This is a genomic window from Pseudoduganella violacea (assembly GCF_014191875.1).
In the GTDB taxonomy this organism is placed as follows: domain Bacteria; phylum Pseudomonadota; class Gammaproteobacteria; order Burkholderiales; family Burkholderiaceae_D; genus Rugamonas; species Rugamonas violacea_A.
In genome coordinates, this window is the sequence record NZ_JACHXD010000009.1 from 179948 (window position 1) to 195438 (window position 15491).

At 65.0% G+C, this 15491-nt stretch carries 12 protein-coding genes; 5 read left to right on the forward strand and 7 right to left on the reverse strand.

What is annotated here, in order from left to right; genetic code table 11:
• Positions 1–63 precede the first annotated feature (63 nt).
• Positions 64–3186, forward strand: coding sequence for a sensor domain-containing diguanylate cyclase (locus FHS03_RS16845; RefSeq protein WP_183442074.1), 3123 nt, complete (start codon positions 64–66; stop codon positions 3184–3186).
• 7 nt (positions 3187–3193) lie between these two features.
• Here the strand turns inward: FHS03_RS16845 and FHS03_RS16850 are convergent, their stop codons facing one another.
• The gene (locus tag FHS03_RS16850; protein ID WP_050409626.1) at positions 3194–3571 is read right to left on the reverse strand and encodes a hypothetical protein; all 378 of its coding nucleotides are present in this window, start codon (positions 3569–3571) and stop codon (positions 3194–3196) included.
• 528 nt (positions 3572–4099) lie between these two features.
• Between FHS03_RS16850 and FHS03_RS16855 the strand changes: the two genes are divergently transcribed.
• Positions 4100–4591, forward strand: coding sequence for a hypothetical protein (locus FHS03_RS16855; RefSeq protein ID WP_183442075.1), 492 nt, complete (start codon positions 4100–4102; stop codon positions 4589–4591).
• A 128-nt stretch (positions 4592–4719) separates the two neighbouring features.
• Positions 4720–6675, forward strand: coding sequence for a GAF domain-containing sensor histidine kinase (locus tag FHS03_RS16860; RefSeq protein WP_183442076.1), 1956 nt, complete (start codon positions 4720–4722; stop codon positions 6673–6675).
• Between the two features lie 127 nt (positions 6676–6802).
• Here FHS03_RS16860 and FHS03_RS16865 read toward each other — a convergent pair whose 3' ends face one another.
• On the reverse strand, positions 6803–8308 hold the full coding sequence (locus FHS03_RS16865) for an HD domain-containing phosphohydrolase (protein WP_183442077.1): 1506 nt from the start codon (positions 8306–8308) through the stop codon (positions 6803–6805).
• 102 nt (positions 8309–8410) lie between these two features.
• Complete coding sequence (locus FHS03_RS16870; protein WP_307729552.1) at positions 8411–9220, reverse strand: DNA-formamidopyrimidine glycosylase family protein; 810 nt, start codon at positions 9218–9220, stop codon at positions 8411–8413.
• Positions 9221–9355: 135 nt separating this feature from the next.
• Between FHS03_RS16870 and FHS03_RS16875 the strand changes: the two genes are divergently transcribed.
• Both FHS03_RS16875 and FHS03_RS16880 read left to right on the forward strand, forming a co-directional pair.
• Positions 9356–11596, forward strand: a complete 2241-nt coding sequence (locus FHS03_RS16875; protein ID WP_183442078.1) for a PhoX family protein — start codon at positions 9356–9358, stop codon at positions 11594–11596.
• Positions 11597–11743: 147 nt separating this feature from the next.
• A complete protein-coding gene (locus FHS03_RS16880; RefSeq protein ID WP_183442079.1) occupies positions 11744–12241 on the forward strand; it encodes a DUF3016 domain-containing protein in 498 nt (165 codons plus the stop codon).
• A gap of 136 nt (positions 12242–12377) precedes the next feature.
• Here the strand turns inward: FHS03_RS16880 and FHS03_RS16885 are convergent, their stop codons facing one another.
• The 4 genes from FHS03_RS16885 to FHS03_RS16900 all read right to left on the reverse strand — a co-directional run bounded on the left by FHS03_RS16885 (position 12378) and on the right by FHS03_RS16900 (position 15295).
• Complete coding sequence (locus FHS03_RS16885) at positions 12378–12821, reverse strand: thioesterase family protein (protein ID WP_050409621.1); 444 nt, start codon at positions 12819–12821, stop codon at positions 12378–12380.
• A gap of 37 nt (positions 12822–12858) precedes the next feature.
• Positions 12859–13971 (reverse strand): PQQ-dependent sugar dehydrogenase, encoded by a 1113-nt coding sequence (locus FHS03_RS16890; RefSeq protein WP_183442080.1) that lies wholly within the window; start codon positions 13969–13971, stop codon positions 12859–12861.
• 163 nt (positions 13972–14134) lie between these two features.
• A complete protein-coding gene (locus FHS03_RS16895; protein ID WP_183442081.1) occupies positions 14135–14833 on the reverse strand; it encodes a dienelactone hydrolase family protein in 699 nt (232 codons plus the stop codon).
• A 9-nt stretch (positions 14834–14842) separates the two neighbouring features.
• A complete protein-coding gene (locus FHS03_RS16900; RefSeq protein ID WP_183442082.1) occupies positions 14843–15295 on the reverse strand; it encodes a host attachment protein in 453 nt (150 codons plus the stop codon).
• Positions 15296–15491: the final 196 nt, after the last annotated feature.

The window sequence follows — 15491 nt, forward strand, 5'->3', positions numbered from 1 at the left end:
ATTCATTGCGGGGCAGGGGGCGGTAACGTACTATGAATGTCACCCTCTGCTGGCAGGAACACTATGGACACGCCCGCCCACCCCTCGCTGCGCGACCGCCTGCTGCATGGCTTGCTGCGGCCCGGTGTGCTGGCGGCCCTGGTGCTGGCGGTCTGTTCCGCGACCACCTGCGCGCTGTGGCTGGGCGCGCGCGCCGACGCCGAGCGGGAGGCTGAAACCGATTTCAACCACCGCGTCCGCGAGCTGATTAACAGCATGGCCCAGCGCATGCAGACCTATGTGCAGGTGCTGTATGGGGTGCAGGGTTTGTTCGCCAGTGCCGGCAGCGTGGACCGCGAAGCGTTCCGCATCTACGTCGCGGGCCAAGAGTTGAACCAGCATTTCCCCGGTGTACAGGGCGTGGGCTTCATGCGCTGGGTGCCGGGCAGTGCGCGCGAGGCGCATATCGCCGCCGTGCGGGCCGAAGGCTTTCCCGACTATACGATCACGCCGGCCGGCCTGCGTCCCCACTATGCGCCGGTGCTCTATCTGGAACCGTTCAGCGGCAGCAATCTGCGCGCCTTCGGCTTCGACCCGATGTCCGAGCCGATGCGGCGCGTAACGCTGGAACAGGCGCGCGATTCCGGCCTGCCGGCCATGACAGGCCGGTTGCGCCTGGTGCAGGAAAAAAACGCACCGGGGCAGGCCGGCTTCCTGGTGCTGCTGCCGGTCTACCGCAAGGGCATGCCGCAGCAGACCCTGGCGCAGCGCCGCGCCGCCATCGAGGGCTGGGTGTACGCGCCTTTCCGCATGGGCGATCTGATGGCCGGCATCGGCGGTGAGCGCGGCGCCAGTCTCGACGTGGAAATCTACGACGGCAATAGCGTCGATCCGGCGCAGCGCATGTATGACAGTGCTCCCGCTGAGCCGGCGCCTGGCGAACCGGCCGCCATGGCGCGCCAGACCACGCAACAGATCAGCGTGGCCAACCACCGCTGGACGGTGCGCATCGCCGCGCTGCCCGAGAGCTATAGCCTGCGCGACGAAAAGACCCAGTTGATCGGCATTGCCGGCCTGATGCTCAGCGTGCTGATGGCCCTGCTGGCCTGGCTGCTGGCGCAGAGCCGCGCGCGCGCCGGTCTGGCGCTGCAGCATAGCCGCGAGCTGGCGGCCGAGCTGCAGGAAGGCCAGGCCAGCATGCAGGCGCTGGCCGACAGCGCCCAGCGCAGCCAGGCCATGTTGCGCAGCATTCTCGACTCCACCATCGACGGCATCCTGGTTGACGATTGCCGCGGCACGGTGCTGAACGTGAACCGGCGTTTCCGCCAGCTGTGGAATGTGCCGGAACAGATGGATGGGCAAAGCGACGGGCCGATCCTGATGGCCCATGTGGCGGGCCAGTTGGAGCAGGCCGAGCCGTTCCTGGAAGCGGGCAAGCAGCCGCACCGCGACAACGAAGAACGGCAAGCGCTGCTGAACCTGAAAGATGGCCGCGTGCTGGAACAATTCACGCGCACGCTGCGTCTGGGCAGCGGCCAGGCGCGGCTGTGGTCTTTCCGCGACATCACCGAGCGCACCCAGATCGACCAGCGCGAACAGACCCGGCGCCAGGTGCTGGAGCTGCTGGCCACCGGCGCGCCGCTGCAAACCATCCTGGAAAGCGTGGTGCTGGGCATCGAGGCCGACAATCCTTCCATGCTGTGCAGCATCCTGCTGCTCGACCCCGAAGGTAGCCGCCTGCTGGTGGGCGCTGCGCCCAGCCTGCCGGCCTTCTTCAACGCCGCCATCCATGGCCAGCCCGTCATGCTGGGCAATGGCGCCTGCGGCCAGGCGGTGGCGGCCAACTGCCGCGTGATCGTCGAGAATATCCAGACCGACCCGCTGTGGCTGCGCCACCGCGATCTGGCGCGGCGCGCCGGCGTGGGCGCCTGCTGGTCGGACCCCATCCGCAGCTCCTCGGGCACGGTGCTGGGCGCCTTCGCCATCTACAGCCGACTGCCGCAGCGGCCCAGCCCGGCCAATATCACCTTGATCGAACAGGCCGCCCACTTGGCCGGCATCGCCATCGAGCAGGCCCAGGCGGCGCAGGCGCTGCGCGTGGAAGAGGCGCGTTTCCGCAGCCTGTATGACAATGCGCCCGTCGCCTTGTGGGAGCAGGACTGGTCGGAAGTGCGGGCCCGCCTGGTGGAGCTGGAAATGTCGGGCGTGGAAGATATTCCCGCCTATTTGCACCACAATCCCAGCCAGCTCAAACAGCTTGCCAGCCTGGTGCGCATCACCGACCTTAACGCGGCCGCCCTGCAGCAGGTCGGCGCGCTGCCCGGCCATAAGGATCTGTCGGCCCTGAGCCTGGCGCAAAATTTCGACCACAGCGCGCTGCCGGCCTTTGCGCGCGCGCTCACCGCCCTGGCCCAGGGGGCCCATCTGTTCGCCTGCGAAAGCAGTTTCCGCCGCCTGGACGGGGTGGCGCGGCAGAACGAGTTGACCCTCTTGGTCATGCCCGGCCACGCCCATAGCCTGGACTTCGTCATCGTTTCCACCGTCGACATCACCGAGCGCAAGCGCCTGAACGACGAATTGCTGCTGCTGGCCACCACCGACTTCCTGACCGGCTTGCCGAACCGGCGCGAATTCATGGCCCGCCTTGACGACGAGCAGGCCCGCCTGCAGCGCGACGTCGGCGAGCGCACGGCCGTGGTGATGCTCGACCTGGACCACTTCAAGCGCATCAACGACGAACACGGCCATGCCGCCGGCGACGCCGTGCTGCGCCACTTGGCCACCCTGATGCGCGACAGCCAGCGCAAGATCGATATGCTGGGCCGCGTCGGCGGCGAGGAATTCGCCGTGCTGCTGCCGGGCGCCGACCTGGCCGCCGCCGCCTCCTATGCCGAGCGGCTGCGCCAGCGCATCGCCAGCACGCCCTTGCTCTTGAGCGAACAGGAATTCACGGTGACGGTCAGCGTCGGCATCGCCGCCATGGACGCGCTCGACGCCAGCGGCGACGCGGCCCTGATCCGTGCTGACAAGGCCTTGTACCGCGCCAAGCGCGGCGGACGTAACCGGGTGGAAGTGGCGGGGCGGGACAGCGCGGCGGCGCCGGCCGAGGCGGAAACGAAGGCAGGAGCGGAGGCAGGAGGCGAGACGGGAGGCGAGGCGGCAAAGGAGGCGGACCGGCCGGGGCATCCCCCGGCCGCTTCCGCATGAAACTGGATCAGATGGTGTGTTCCTTGAGATCGGCCTGGCGGCGTTCGCGGCGGCGCGACACCATATACCACAGGCCGAACAGGATCAGCAGCGGCAGCAGGAAGGGCGAGATGGCCGCCACCAGCACCACGGCCAGGAGTGCCAGGCCCGCCACCATCAGCACGCCGAGTCCGGCGAACAGCAGGCCGACGAAGAGTGCCGCGCAGACGATGGCGACGGCCGCGATCACCAGACCGCCGGCGCCGAAGATCAGGCTGAAGAGGGCGGCCAGCGGCCCCTCGTATTCGTCGCCGCCGAAACTCACGGTCCAATCGCCCACGTCCAGCGTGTGCATGGCAGCGATAGCGAGAAGCACGATAACAGCGCAGGCGAGCAGTCTTTTCATGGCGAACCCCGTATGGTTGATTGTTCTGATGCCGTTTGGCATGGTGGTACTGTACTGCGCGCGGCAGCGGCCGGCGACGGGCTTGCGACGGACGGTGGATTTGGCGGGCCGAATGGGCAATGAAATCGATGAATGGAGGAAATTCCAGCCTTGAACTTGCTTCAAGCTTGCCTATACTGAATACCTATCTCGCGCATGGAGGGGCATATGGCATGGCTAGCATTTGACGAGGATCAATCGTTATCCTCGGGAATCGGCAGAGCAGGGCGCCAGCGTAGCGCACTTGATTGTTCCGGCGGGCCCAAGGGGCCGCCGTCCGCGCCGCCGACGATTCCGCCCATCATTATCACTCCGTACAAATACCAGACGCCGGAGCCGGCCATCGACCCGCGCATCACGCCGCCGGGACCGCCGGTGCGGCCGCCGGGCCAGCCGGCGATTTATTTCTGCTGAATACAGCCCGCTTCGGCGGGCTTTGTTTTGGGCGGGCTGGTATCATGGCTGCCTTTTTCCCGCCGCGAGCCCAGCATGAATGATTTTTCCGAACAGCAAGAAGACGATGTCCTGATCCAGGAAGACCGCGTCTGGCAGGGCAATGGCTGGACGGCACGCGTCATCAAGAATGAGGATGACGATGGCTGGGCGGTCGCCATGATCAAGGATGGCGAACCGGAACCGGCCCTGGTCGGCCCCTGGACCATGGGGCGCGACAAGAAAAATCCCAAGCCGCTCGACATCAACGCCTTCCACACCCTGGTCAAGACCGCCAGCGAGGTGATCCGCCGCCATGAGCAGCAGTTGCATGCCCAGCTGCATAAATCGCTGCGCGTGGAGAGCGAGCAGGGCAGCCTGACCGTCAAGCTCGACATCGTGCCGGACGAGGACGATCCCTACGCCCTGCTGAGCGCCGTCGACGCCTATGGCGAGCAATTGGCCCAGGTACGCGTGGCGCCCAACTTCAAGCTCAGCGCGACCAGCGCCGCGGCCTGGATCGAAAACGACTTCCGCCGCCCCCACTAAGCGGCCCCGAGGTTGCGGCTTTGCCGCATCCGGACCGGCTTTCGGCGGCTGGCGCGGGAATCCGCTGGCCCCGGCGGCGGCGCCCTGATAATATTTCCGTTGTGAATTATTCATCGTCCAGGGGAAATATGGAAAGCCGTTTGCGCCGTCTTGAAGCCGTCCAGTCCATGCTGCTCGAAATCGGCCAGCAATCGGTCAGCTGCACCGATATCGCGCTCTTCCTGCAAGCCGTGCACGCGGCGCTGGGGCGCATCATGTACGCGGCCAACTTCTATGTGGCGCTCAACGACCGCGACGGCGACGACAACAGCGTGCGCTTCGTCTACTTCGTCGACGTGCAGGACGAGGCGCCCGATCCCGGCCAATGGGTCGAGCTGGCCTCGCCCGAGCAATCGCCGACAGCCTGGGTGATCCTGAACCGCCAGCCGCTGGTGATGACGGCCGAAGAGCATATCTCGCGCGAAACCGGCGGCGCCTTCGGCCAGGGCACGGTGGCCGAGCACTGGATGGGTTGTCCGCTGCTCGACCAGAACCACCAGATCCTGGGCGCCATCGTCATCCAAAGCTATGACGCGGCACATACCTATAGCGAAGAAGACCAGGCCCTGTTCGCGCTGATCGCCAACTACGTGTCGAGCGCCCTGCAAGGCTTGCAAAGCATGGACCGGCTGGAGCGCGCCGTGCGCGAGCGCACGCTGCGCCTGGAGCACGAGGTGGCCGAGCGGCGCCGCGCCGAAAATCTGCAGCGCGCCCTGTACGAGATCGCCAGCCTGTCGGCCTCGGCCTCCGACGCGGGCGTGCTCTACCGTCGCCTGCATGAAATCATCAGCGAGCTGGTGACGGCGCGCAATTTCCTGATCGCGCTCTACCATCCGGACAGCGCGGAAATCAGCATCCCGTATTTCGTCGATGAAAAGGACGCCGAAGCGCCGGTCAAGCGCTTCCACTACGGCATCGGCATGAGTTCCTACATCCTCCAGCGCAAGCAGGCCCAACTACTCGATGGCCCGGCCTATGCCGCCCTGCGCGCCGCCGGCGAGATCGACGAACCGCTGGGCAGCGAAGACATCCGCAGCTGGATGGGCGCGCCCATGCTGCTCGGCGACCGCGCTTATGGCGTGATCATCGTGCAAAGCTATGACGCTTCGGTGGAGTACAGCCAGGCCGACCTCGACATCCTGGCCTTCATGGCCAGCCATGTGGCGGTGGCGATTGCGCGCATGCAGGCCGATCGCGCCATCCGCCGCGCCAAGGACACGCTGGAAGAACAGAACGCCGCGCTGAACACCGCCCTGACCCAGTTGCAGGCGGCGCAAAGCGAGCTGGTGCGCCAGGAGAAACTCGCCTCGCTGGGCCGCCTGGTGGCTGGCGTCGCCCACGAAATCAACACCCCGCTCGGCATCTGCGTCACCGCCACCAGCCACCTGGTGCAGGAACTCAAGCTGACCAAGGAAGACCTGGCCGCCGGCCAGCTCGACGAAGACGGCTTGCACGCCTTCTTCGACACCATCGACCAATCGCTGCGCATCATGACCACCAACACCCAGCGCGCCGCCGCCCTGGTACGCAGCTTCAAGCAAGTGGCGGTGGACCAGAGTTCCGACAATATCCGCAACTTCCATCTGCGCAAATACCTGGACGAAGTGCTGCTCTCGTTGCAGCCCAAGCTGAAAGGCAAGCCCATCAAGGTCGAGGTCGATTGCGCGCCCGACATCCAGCTCGACAGCTTCCCCGGCGCCATCTCGCAGATTGTGACGAATATGGTGATGAACTCCCTGGTGCACGGTTTCGAAGAAGGCCAGAGCGGCAGCATCAAGATCAGCGGCAAGAGCGATGGCGAGCACATCCAGTTCGACTACAGCGACGACGGCATCGGCATGGACAGTTCGCTGCTCAGCCAGCTCTTCGATCCCTTCTTCACCACCAAGCGCGGCAGCGGCGGCAGCGGCCTTGGCGCGCACATCCTATACAACCTCGTCACCGGCCCCCTGGGCGGCAGCATCAAGGTCGTGAGTGCCCCCGGCATGGGCCTGCACTACCACCTGCGCTTCCCCCGCGACCAGCGCAAAAAGCCCGCCGCTTGATCTGCATCAAACAATGTCAAACCCTGGTGTCAGGCACCAAGGTAGGACATTTGCTGATTTAGATCAAAGAATGTCCTGCTCCAGTGCCTGACACCAGGGTGGGACATTGTTTGATTTGGCGCAAACTTTAGTCGGGGAAGCGTTCGTTGATGGCGAGGGCGCGGTCGATGTTTTGGATCAGCAGTTCGACGTATTTGGGGTCGAGGTGGTGGCCGGCGACTTCGCGCAGGTGGCCGATCACTTGTTCGACCGGCCAGGCGTCCTTGTAGCAGCGCTTGTGCATCAGGGCGTCGAACACGTCGGCGACGGCGACGATGCGGGCATACAGGTGGATATCCTCGCCTTTCAGCCCTTGCGGGTAGCCGCTGCCGTCGTATTTTTCGTGGTGCTGGTGGGCGATCACGGCGGCCGCTTTCAGGATCGGCCGCTGCGAGCCGTCCAGGATCGAGAGACCGACCGCCGGGTGCTGCTTCATGATTTCCCATTCCGCCGCGTCGAGCTTGCCGGGTTTCAGCAGCACGGCGTCGGGCGTGGCGATCTTGCCGATGTCGTGCATCGGCGCGGCATGCGTGAGCACGGCGGTTTCGTCGTCGGGCAGGCCGCCGGCCTGGCCCAGCATCTGGCAGATTTCGGCCATGCGCCGCACGTGGTTGCCCGCTTCGTTCGAACGCGATTCGACCACGTCGCCCAGGCGCAGAATCAGCTCGGCCTGGGTGTCGGTGATTTCCTGGTTGAGCAGGATATTGTCGAAGGCGATCGCCACGCCCGAGCAAAATACTTCGAGCAGCTTGGCGTCGATCTCGGAAATCTCGTCCACGCCTTTGAGCACCAGCAGCGAAGCCTTGCCGCTGGTATTCGGGAAGTAGCCGACATAGGTGTCGCCAAGGATGCGCGAAATACGGTTGCGCTCGGCCACTTTGAGCTGGGCCAGCAGCTCGGGCGTGAGCAGCGGTTCGGCGTCGGCGCCGATCTGGGCCAGGATTTCATAGTCTTGTTCGCCCGTGATGGCGGTGGCCGCGCGCAGGCGCAGCAGCATGCTTTGCTCCAGGCGCAAGAGGGCCACCACTTGCTGCAGCAAGCCGCTGGCAAAATCCTTTAGGTTGCGCTGCTGGAAGATGTGGGCCGAGGCGGCGATCACGCGCTCCAAGCCTTCGCGGTAATTGAGCTGCTGGCGGCGCGCTTCCTCCACCTTCATGATGTCGCGGTAGGCGCGCAGGGCGGCAAAGGTCGTGGTGAACAGCTTGGTGCGGTCGAGCTCGGTCTTTTCCTTGTAATCGTTGATGTCGTAATTGACGATCACGCGCTCTTCCGGCGCCTGGCCCGGCTGGCCGGTGCGCAGCACGATGCGGGTGAACTGGTTGCCCAGCTCTTCGCGCATCCAGCGCGCCACTTCCAGGCCGCTGTCCTCCTTTTCCATCACCACGTCGAGGAAGACCAGGGCGATATCGCTTTCGCGCGCCAGCACTTGCTTGGCTTCGGCGCCGCTGTAGGCGTGGACGAAAGTCAGGCCGCGTCCGTCGAGGCGGAAGCGGCTCAAGGTCAGCTTGGTGATGTCGTGGATGTCGGGCTCGTCGTCGACCAGCAGGATTTTCCATGGCGCGAGCTTGGGCGTTGCTGAAGTCAGAAAAGACATAGGTATTCCGCTAGTTGGCTAAAGTCCCGGACGAGCGCACAGGGTTTTGGGCGCAGCCCGGTGATTGTATTGCTTGCCTCATTCATTAACAACTAGAAACAATTATTGCTTTCTCTCATTTGCAACACTTGCCGGCCTTGCTGCGCTGTCATAGCGCTTTTGGCAGCGCTCGCACCAGAAGCTGCGCCGCCGCGTCAGGCCCAGATGGGCTTTCTGCAGCGGTATGCGGCAGCGCGGACAGATGCGCCGCGTGTGCGCCAGCCAATGCTGTTTCAGCACCGATGCCTGCTTCCACTGCTTGAATTCGAAGCTGTATTGCCGGGCCTGCTTGACCAGCTCTCGCAATTTCGTTGCGGGAATATCTTTTACTTTTGAGAGAGGATGTATTCTTAAACGAAACAATACTTCATTTTTGATAATATTTCCCACTCCCGAGAAAATATTCTGGTCCAGCAGGGCGTCGCAGGCCAGCATCTGTGGTTTTGCGCGCAACTGCCGCAGCGCCAGGCGCGGTTCCCAGGCGTCGGCCATGACATCGACGCGCCAGTCGTAGACGGTGTCGAGCGCTTCGGCGATCTGGCGCACCGAGCAGGTATAGAAATTGAGTTCGCCGCCTTCGGCGAAGCGCAGCGCCAGGCGCGGCACGGCATCGGGCTTGCGCTCGTTGATGCGGTAACTGCCGAACATCAGCAAATGGATGCGCAGGCTGAACAGGGGCAATTCCAGCAGCAAATGCTTGCCCCAGCTGCGCACCGCCAGCAGCGGCTGGCCGGGCAGGGCGGCGAAATCGATGCCGCCGCTGTTGCCGCTGGCCGCGGCGATGGTGCGCCCCTCGAATTGGCGCGCCGCTTCCTTGAGGATGACGATCGACGGTCCTTCCGGCATGGCGGCCTCCGCAGCTGAAAATGCCATGCTGCACCCAGGCCGTCCCGGCCGCCGTGCGCCCACACACATTCCGCAGATTGCAAGTCACGTCACAATCCTGTCATTTTCCCTCCCTAGAATGGCGGCAGTTTTTTTAACCCCACCACTCTAGTGAAAACGGTCATGACCAACAAAATCGATCAAGACGATATCGGCTACAACGACACCCCGAACGAGCACTTCAGCACCGTGCTGGACCAGCGCATCAGCCGCCGCAATCTGCTGCGCGGCAGCGCCGCCTCGGCTGTCAGCATGGCCATGGCCACCTTCGGCCTGAGCGCCTGCGGCGGCAGCGACAATAACAATGGCGTGGTGTCGCCGCAGCCGCCCGTCACCCCGCCGGTGACCCCGCCGGCCGAGAAGCTGCTGGCCTTCGGCGCCGTCGGCAAGAGCCTGCTCGACAGCGTGGTGGTGCCGGCCGGCTACACCGCCAGCATCCTGTACGCCCTGGGCGATCCGCTGACCGCGTCCACCAGCGCCTTCAAGAACGATGGCAGCGATGCCGACTACGAAAACCGCGCCGGCGACCACCACGACGGCATGGAATTCTTCGGCCTGGGCGCCGACGGCAAACCGTCCGCCTCCGGCGCCGACCGTGGCCTGCTGGCCATGAACCACGAAGCGACCACCAACCAGGCCCTGTCCTCCTTCTTCATCCATGCCAATGGCGGCACCAACACCCTGCCGCGCCCCGCCGTGGAAGTGGACAAGGAAACCGGCCTGCACGGCATCTCCGTGGTCGAAGTGCGCCGCACCGGCGGCAAATGGGAATACGTCAAGGATTCGGCCTTCAACCGCCGCGTCACCTGCCTGACCGAGTGCGAACTGTCCGGCCCGGCCGCCGGCAATGCGCTGATGGTCACCAAGTACTCGCCGGACGGCAAGAAAACCCGTGGCACCCTGAACAACTGCGGCACCGGCAAAACCCCATGGGGCAGCTTCGTGAGCGGCGAGGAAAACTGGTCCGGCTACTTCACCCGCGACAAGAACGACGACACCGCGCGCGCCGGCGACAAGAGCGTGGCCTCGCTCAAGCGCTATGGCCGCAACGCCGGCAGCGCCTCGCGCCACGGCTGGGAAACCGGCGGCGCCGACGATAAATACGCGCGATGGAATATCAGCAAGACCGGCGCCTCCACCGACGGCAAGGACGATTACCGCAACGAGATGAACGCCATGGGCTACATCGTCGAGGCCGATCCCTACAACAAGACGCGCGCCCTGAAAAAGCGTACCGCCCTGGGCCGCTACGCCCATGAAAGCGCCGCCTTCAGCAAACCGGTCGTCGGCCAGCCGCTCGGCGTCTACATGGGCGACGATTCGCGCAATGAATACATCTACAAATTCGTCACCGAGGAAGTGTGGGCCGCCGCCGACGCCACCCCGAGCGATATGCTGAAAACCGGCGACAAATACCTGGACAAGGGCAAGCTCTACGTCGCCAAATTCGGCGCCGACGGCAGCGGCCAATGGATCGAGCTGAGCATCAACAACGCCGCCATCGCGGGCTATGCCGGCTACAAATTCGCCGACCAGGCCGACGTGCTGGTCAACGCCCGTCTGGCGGGCGACGCCGTGGGCGCGACCAAGATGGACCGTCCGGAATGGTGCACGGTCAACCCGGCCAATGGCGAAATCTACTTCTCGCTGACCAATAACAGCGGCCGCGTCGCCGCCGGCTCCGGCACCCTGGTCGATGGCCCCAACCCGCGCGCCTACACCGACCTGAAAGGCAAGAGCGAGCAGAAGGGCAACCCGAACGGCCACATCCTGCGCATCAAGGAAGGCAGCGCCGGCGCCTCGTCCGCCACCTTCAGCTGGGACGTCTACCTGTTCGGCGCCGAGTCGGGCGCCGACGCCGGCAAGGTCAACCTGTCGAACCTGACCGCCGACCAGGACTTCTCCAGCCCGGACGGCCTGGCCTTCACGCCATCGACCGGCCTGCTGTGGATCCAGACCGATGACGGCGCTTACACCGACGTCACCAACTGCATGATGCTGGCCGCCATTCCGGGCAGCGTCGGCGACGGCAAGAAAGTCACGCTGGACTACCCGGCCGCCGGCACCGCCGCCGCCTTCAAGGTCGACACCTTCGTCGGCAAGGCCGCCACGGCCGACACCGTCAAGCGCTTCCTGGTCGGCCCGGTCGACTGCGAACTGACCGGCATCGCCGAAACCCCGGACGGCAAGGCGCTGTTCGTCAACATCCAGCACCCGGGCGAAGGCACGGACCAGGCCAATATCGGCGATCCGGGCAAGTACACCAGCCAATGGCCGGCCAACGCCGGTTACGGCGCCGGCAAGCGTCCGCGCTCGGCCACCATCGTCATCACCAAGAATGACGGCGGCCGCATCGGCAGCTAAGTTCTAGCGCCAATGAGGGCCAAGCCCCGCAAACCGGCGGTTTGCGGGGCTTTTGTATCGATACGTAAGCAAAGTTTTCAGTTCTCCTGGCCGTGTGGGGAAAAGAGTATAGTGAAATGAGACTACTCTGAACGGAAAGGAAAAACCATGCGACTCCACGCCCGTCACGCCCTGGCCGCGGCGCTTTTGCTGCTGGCCGCCACGGCCGCCTCCGCCGCCGAGGTCACGGTCAATTTCATCAAGCCGGACAGCTATAACGACCTGCCGCGCATGGAGCGCGACCGCGAGCTCGTCCTCAAAGACTTGCGCGAACACTTCGTTAAGCTGGGCCAAAGCCTGCCGGCCGGGCAAAGCCTGAAAATCGACGTCAACGATATCGACCTGGCGGGCCGGCTGGAACCGGCGCGCCGCATCGAAGACATCCGCATCCTGAACGGCGGCGCCGACTGGCCCCATATGGCCCTGCATTACAGCCTGGAAGCGGACGGCAAGCTCGTGCGCAGCGGCGACAGCCAGCTCAGCAACATGAACTACATCCAGCGCCTGAACCGCTACTCCAGCGGCGATTCCCTGCGCTACGAAAAGCAGATGCTCGACGACTGGTTCCAAGCCACCTTCACCGAGTCCAAACTCAGCCAAAAATAAGCCTTTGATCTATCTCAACAAATGTCCCACCCTGGTGTCAGGCACCAGAGGTGGACATTCTTTGATCTAACGCAAAGAATGTCCGACCCTAGTGCCTGACACCAGGGTGGGACATTGTTTGATCTGGCGCAAAGGTTTAATCGATCCAGTTGACGCGGGGGAATTTGGCGCGGAACTCGTCGGGCATGGGGACGACCTGGCTGAGCTTGTAGTTGAAGAAGACGAAGCCGGATTTGGCCATCGCGACCAGTACCTGGTCCTGCGGGCGGGTGATGCGGAAGGTGATGTCGCCGCCGTATTTGTTGAAGTCCATGACGCCGACTTCGAACAGCAGCTGGTCGCGGGCATGGCCTTCGGCGCGGTAGGTGGTGGCGAGGTCGGTGACGATGATGCCGGTGCCGTCGCCCTCGGTCTCCTGCACGCCGAAGTCAAACAGGAAGCGCGCCCGCGCTTCCGAAATCATGGAAATCATCGAGTCGTTGCCGAGGTGGTTGGCGGCATTGATGTCGGTGACGCGTACCGTGAGCTGGGTGGAAAAACAAAACTGGTCTTCGGGGAATTCTAGTTTCAGTCGTGCCATGGCCGTTCGTTCGCGAGTGCAAAACTTGATTGTAGCCCTATTGCCGCACGATCTTGTAAACCTTGCCGCCGCCGACCAGCACATACAGCTCGCCCTGGGCATCCTGGCCGAAGGACAGCACGTTGCCGACGCTGGCAATGCCCCAGTCGCGCTGCTCGCCCACCGTGCCGCCGCTGTAGAGGAAACTCTTGAGGTAGCCCTTGCAGTAGTCGGAGTAGAAATAGCGTCCCGCCAGTTCGGGAATGGCCGCGCCGCGGTAGACATAGCCGCCCGTGATGGAGCAGCCGTTGGCGCCCGCGCTGCCATGCGTGTATTCGAAGGCCGGCCGGACCAGCCCGGCGCTGGCGCAAGTGGCGGCGTTGTAGCAGGCGCTGCCTTCCATGATGGGCCAGCCATAGTTGTTGCCGCCCGCCGCGATGGCGGCGATATCGACTTCCTCGCGCTCGCCTTGGCCGACGTCGGCGATATACAGCTGGCGGCTGGTGCCGTCGAAGGCGAAGCGCCAGGGATTGCGCAGGCCCAGCGCCCAGATTTCGCCGCGCTTGCCGCTCTGGCCGGCGTAGGGATTGTCGGACGGTACCTTGTACGCCGTCGGCAGGCTGATATCGACGTCGAGCCGCAGCAGCTTGCCCAGCATGCTTTCGGGGTTCTGCGCATTGCGGTTCGGGTCGCCGCCACCGCCGCCATCGCCGGTGCCGATATACAGATAGCCGTCCGGTCCGAAGGCGAGCAGGCCGCCGTTGTGGTTGCTATACGTGGGATGGCCGATGCTCAGCACGCGCGTCTGCGACTGCGGGTCGGCCACAGAGGGATCGGCCGACATGCGGAAGCGGTCGATGGCGATATTGCCGCTGCGGTCGGTGTAATACACGTAGAAGTAGCCGTTGCGCGCAAACTCGGGATGGAAGGCCAGGGACAGCAGGCCGCGTTCGCCGTCGGTGCTGGTCTGGGCGCTGATGTCGAGCAGGGGCTTGGCCAGCAGACTGCCGTTTTCCAGCACGCGGATGCGGCCCGGCCGCTCGACGATGAACTGGCGGCGGTCGCCGGCCGGCGCGGTCAGCATGATCGGTTGACTCAGGCCGGACGCGACTTCGCGCAAGCCCAGGCTCAGGGCGGCGGGCAGCGGCGCCGGCGCCGCCGCGGGCGGCATGGCATCGGCGGCACCGCCGCCGGAACCGCCGCCTCAGGCGGTGCCGAATGCCAGCAGACCAAGGGAAGCGGAAGAGAACAGCTTGCGCATGACAACCTCCGTATTCGCTCCATGTCGTGGGGCGACGCGTCCCGGAGCGCGGGGATGGCGCCGCAGCCTGCCGCTAGAGGTGCTCGCTGAGGAAGATCAGGCTTTCGCCATGGGCCAGGGCCGCCGAGCGCTGATGGTAGCTGGCCCGGTGCGAGCAGTTGAAGCCGTGTTCGGCTTCCTGGTAGAGATGGATGGCCACATGCTCGCGCTCGTCGAACGCGTGGGCGATGCGGCGCACCGCCTCGGGCGGGATGTGCGCATCCTGGCCGCCGAAGTGCAGCAGCAGCGGCACGCGGATGTCGCCGGCGCGGTCCAAGTGCTGCTCGATGCGGCCGCCGTAGTAGGCGATGGCCGCATCGACGTTCCCATTGGCCGCCGCCAGATACGCGAGCCGGCCGCCGAAGCAAAAGCCGAGCGCGCCGATCCTGGCGCCGACGCCGGGCAGGCCGCGCAGCACGGCGGCCGTGGCGCCGATATCCTGCTGGGCCTGCTCCAGGTCCGCCTGCTGCATATACTGCGCCGCCTGCGCCCAACTGGCGTCGTCATAGCCCAGCTCCACGCGCGGCCGCTGGCGCCAGAACAGGTCGGGCGCCAGCACCACATAGCCGTCCGCCGCATACTGCTCGGCCACGCTGCGGATATGGGCGTTGACGCCGAAAATCTCTTGCAGCAGCACGATGCCCGGGCCGGCGCCGCCGCGCGGCAAGGCCAGGTAGGCGCCGAAGCTGCCCTCGTCGACTGCGAGATCGATCCACTTGCTGCTGCCGTCCATGCCGCCTCCTCAGGCCAGCGCGCGGCGCAGGCCCAGCGTCGCCACGCATTCTTCGATATCCTGCATGCTGAAGCTGGCGATATTGCGCGCCAGTTCGGCCTGCACCAGCTTGCGCGTGGAGGCATGGGTGTTTTCGCGCAGCAGGCCGAGGAATTTGGGCGCGGCGATCAGGCAGAGATGCTGGTAGCGGTTGGCGCCGCGCGCCAGCTCCAGCCGTTCGCCGACGCTGCGCGCGAACAGGCGCACCTCATGCGCCACCGGCTCTTCCTGGCCGGGCGCGGTATGGCTCTGGCCAGCGGGACCGCCGAAACGGCCCTCGCCGTCGCTGGCAAGCTGCTTGTTGTCGGCGCGGCCCAGGGGATTGGCCAGGTCTTCGATTTCTCGCAGCGCGGCGTGCGGCTCGTCGAGCTGGAAAATGCGCGCGCGGCTACTGTTGGCTACCACGATCCAGGTTTTTTCCATGCTTGCCACCTCCTCATGTTCGCTTGCGCCGGCGCCCCCGGCGCGGGGAAACCCACGGGGCAAGCCAGTATATGCCGCGTGCTCGTGGGGCGGCGCAACGCAGACCGGGCCGGCCTGGCCGGACCGTGAGGCGCCGCCGAGCCGCTTGCGATCTTTCCCTGTAATACATGAAGTTGCTATGTGGTATATGGAACAC

Bases quoted from the DNA above. Each gene is read 5' to 3' on its own strand.
- FHS03_RS16845 (WP_183442074.1), top strand. From the start codon at position 64: ATGGACACGCCCGCCCACCCCTCGCTGCGCGACCGCCTGCTGCATGGC.
- FHS03_RS16850 (WP_050409626.1), bottom strand. From the start codon at position 3,571: ATGAAAAGACTGCTCGCCTGCGCTGTTATCGTGCTTCTCGCTATCGCT.
- FHS03_RS16855 (WP_183442075.1), top strand. From the start codon at position 4,100: ATGAATGATTTTTCCGAACAGCAAGAAGACGATGTCCTGATCCAGGAA.
- FHS03_RS16860 (WP_183442076.1), top strand. From the start codon at position 4,720: ATGGAAAGCCGTTTGCGCCGTCTTGAAGCCGTCCAGTCCATGCTGCTC.
- FHS03_RS16865 (WP_183442077.1), bottom strand. From the start codon at position 8,308: ATGTCTTTTCTGACTTCAGCAACGCCCAAGCTCGCGCCATGGAAAATC.
- FHS03_RS16870 (WP_307729552.1), bottom strand. From the start codon at position 9,220: ATGGCATTTTCAGCTGCGGAGGCCGCCATGCCGGAAGGACCGTCGATC.
- FHS03_RS16875 (WP_183442078.1), top strand. From the start codon at position 9,356: ATGACCAACAAAATCGATCAAGACGATATCGGCTACAACGACACCCCG.
- FHS03_RS16880 (WP_183442079.1), top strand. From the start codon at position 11,744: ATGCGACTCCACGCCCGTCACGCCCTGGCCGCGGCGCTTTTGCTGCTG.
- FHS03_RS16885 (WP_050409621.1), bottom strand. From the start codon at position 12,821: ATGGCACGACTGAAACTAGAATTCCCCGAAGACCAGTTTTGTTTTTCC.
- FHS03_RS16890 (WP_183442080.1), bottom strand. From the start codon at position 13,971: ATGCCGCCCGCGGCGGCGCCGGCGCCGCTGCCCGCCGCCCTGAGCCTG.
- FHS03_RS16895 (WP_183442081.1), bottom strand. From the start codon at position 14,833: ATGGACGGCAGCAGCAAGTGGATCGATCTCGCAGTCGACGAGGGCAGC.
- FHS03_RS16900 (WP_183442082.1), bottom strand. From the start codon at position 15,295: ATGGAAAAAACCTGGATCGTGGTAGCCAACAGTAGCCGCGCGCGCATT.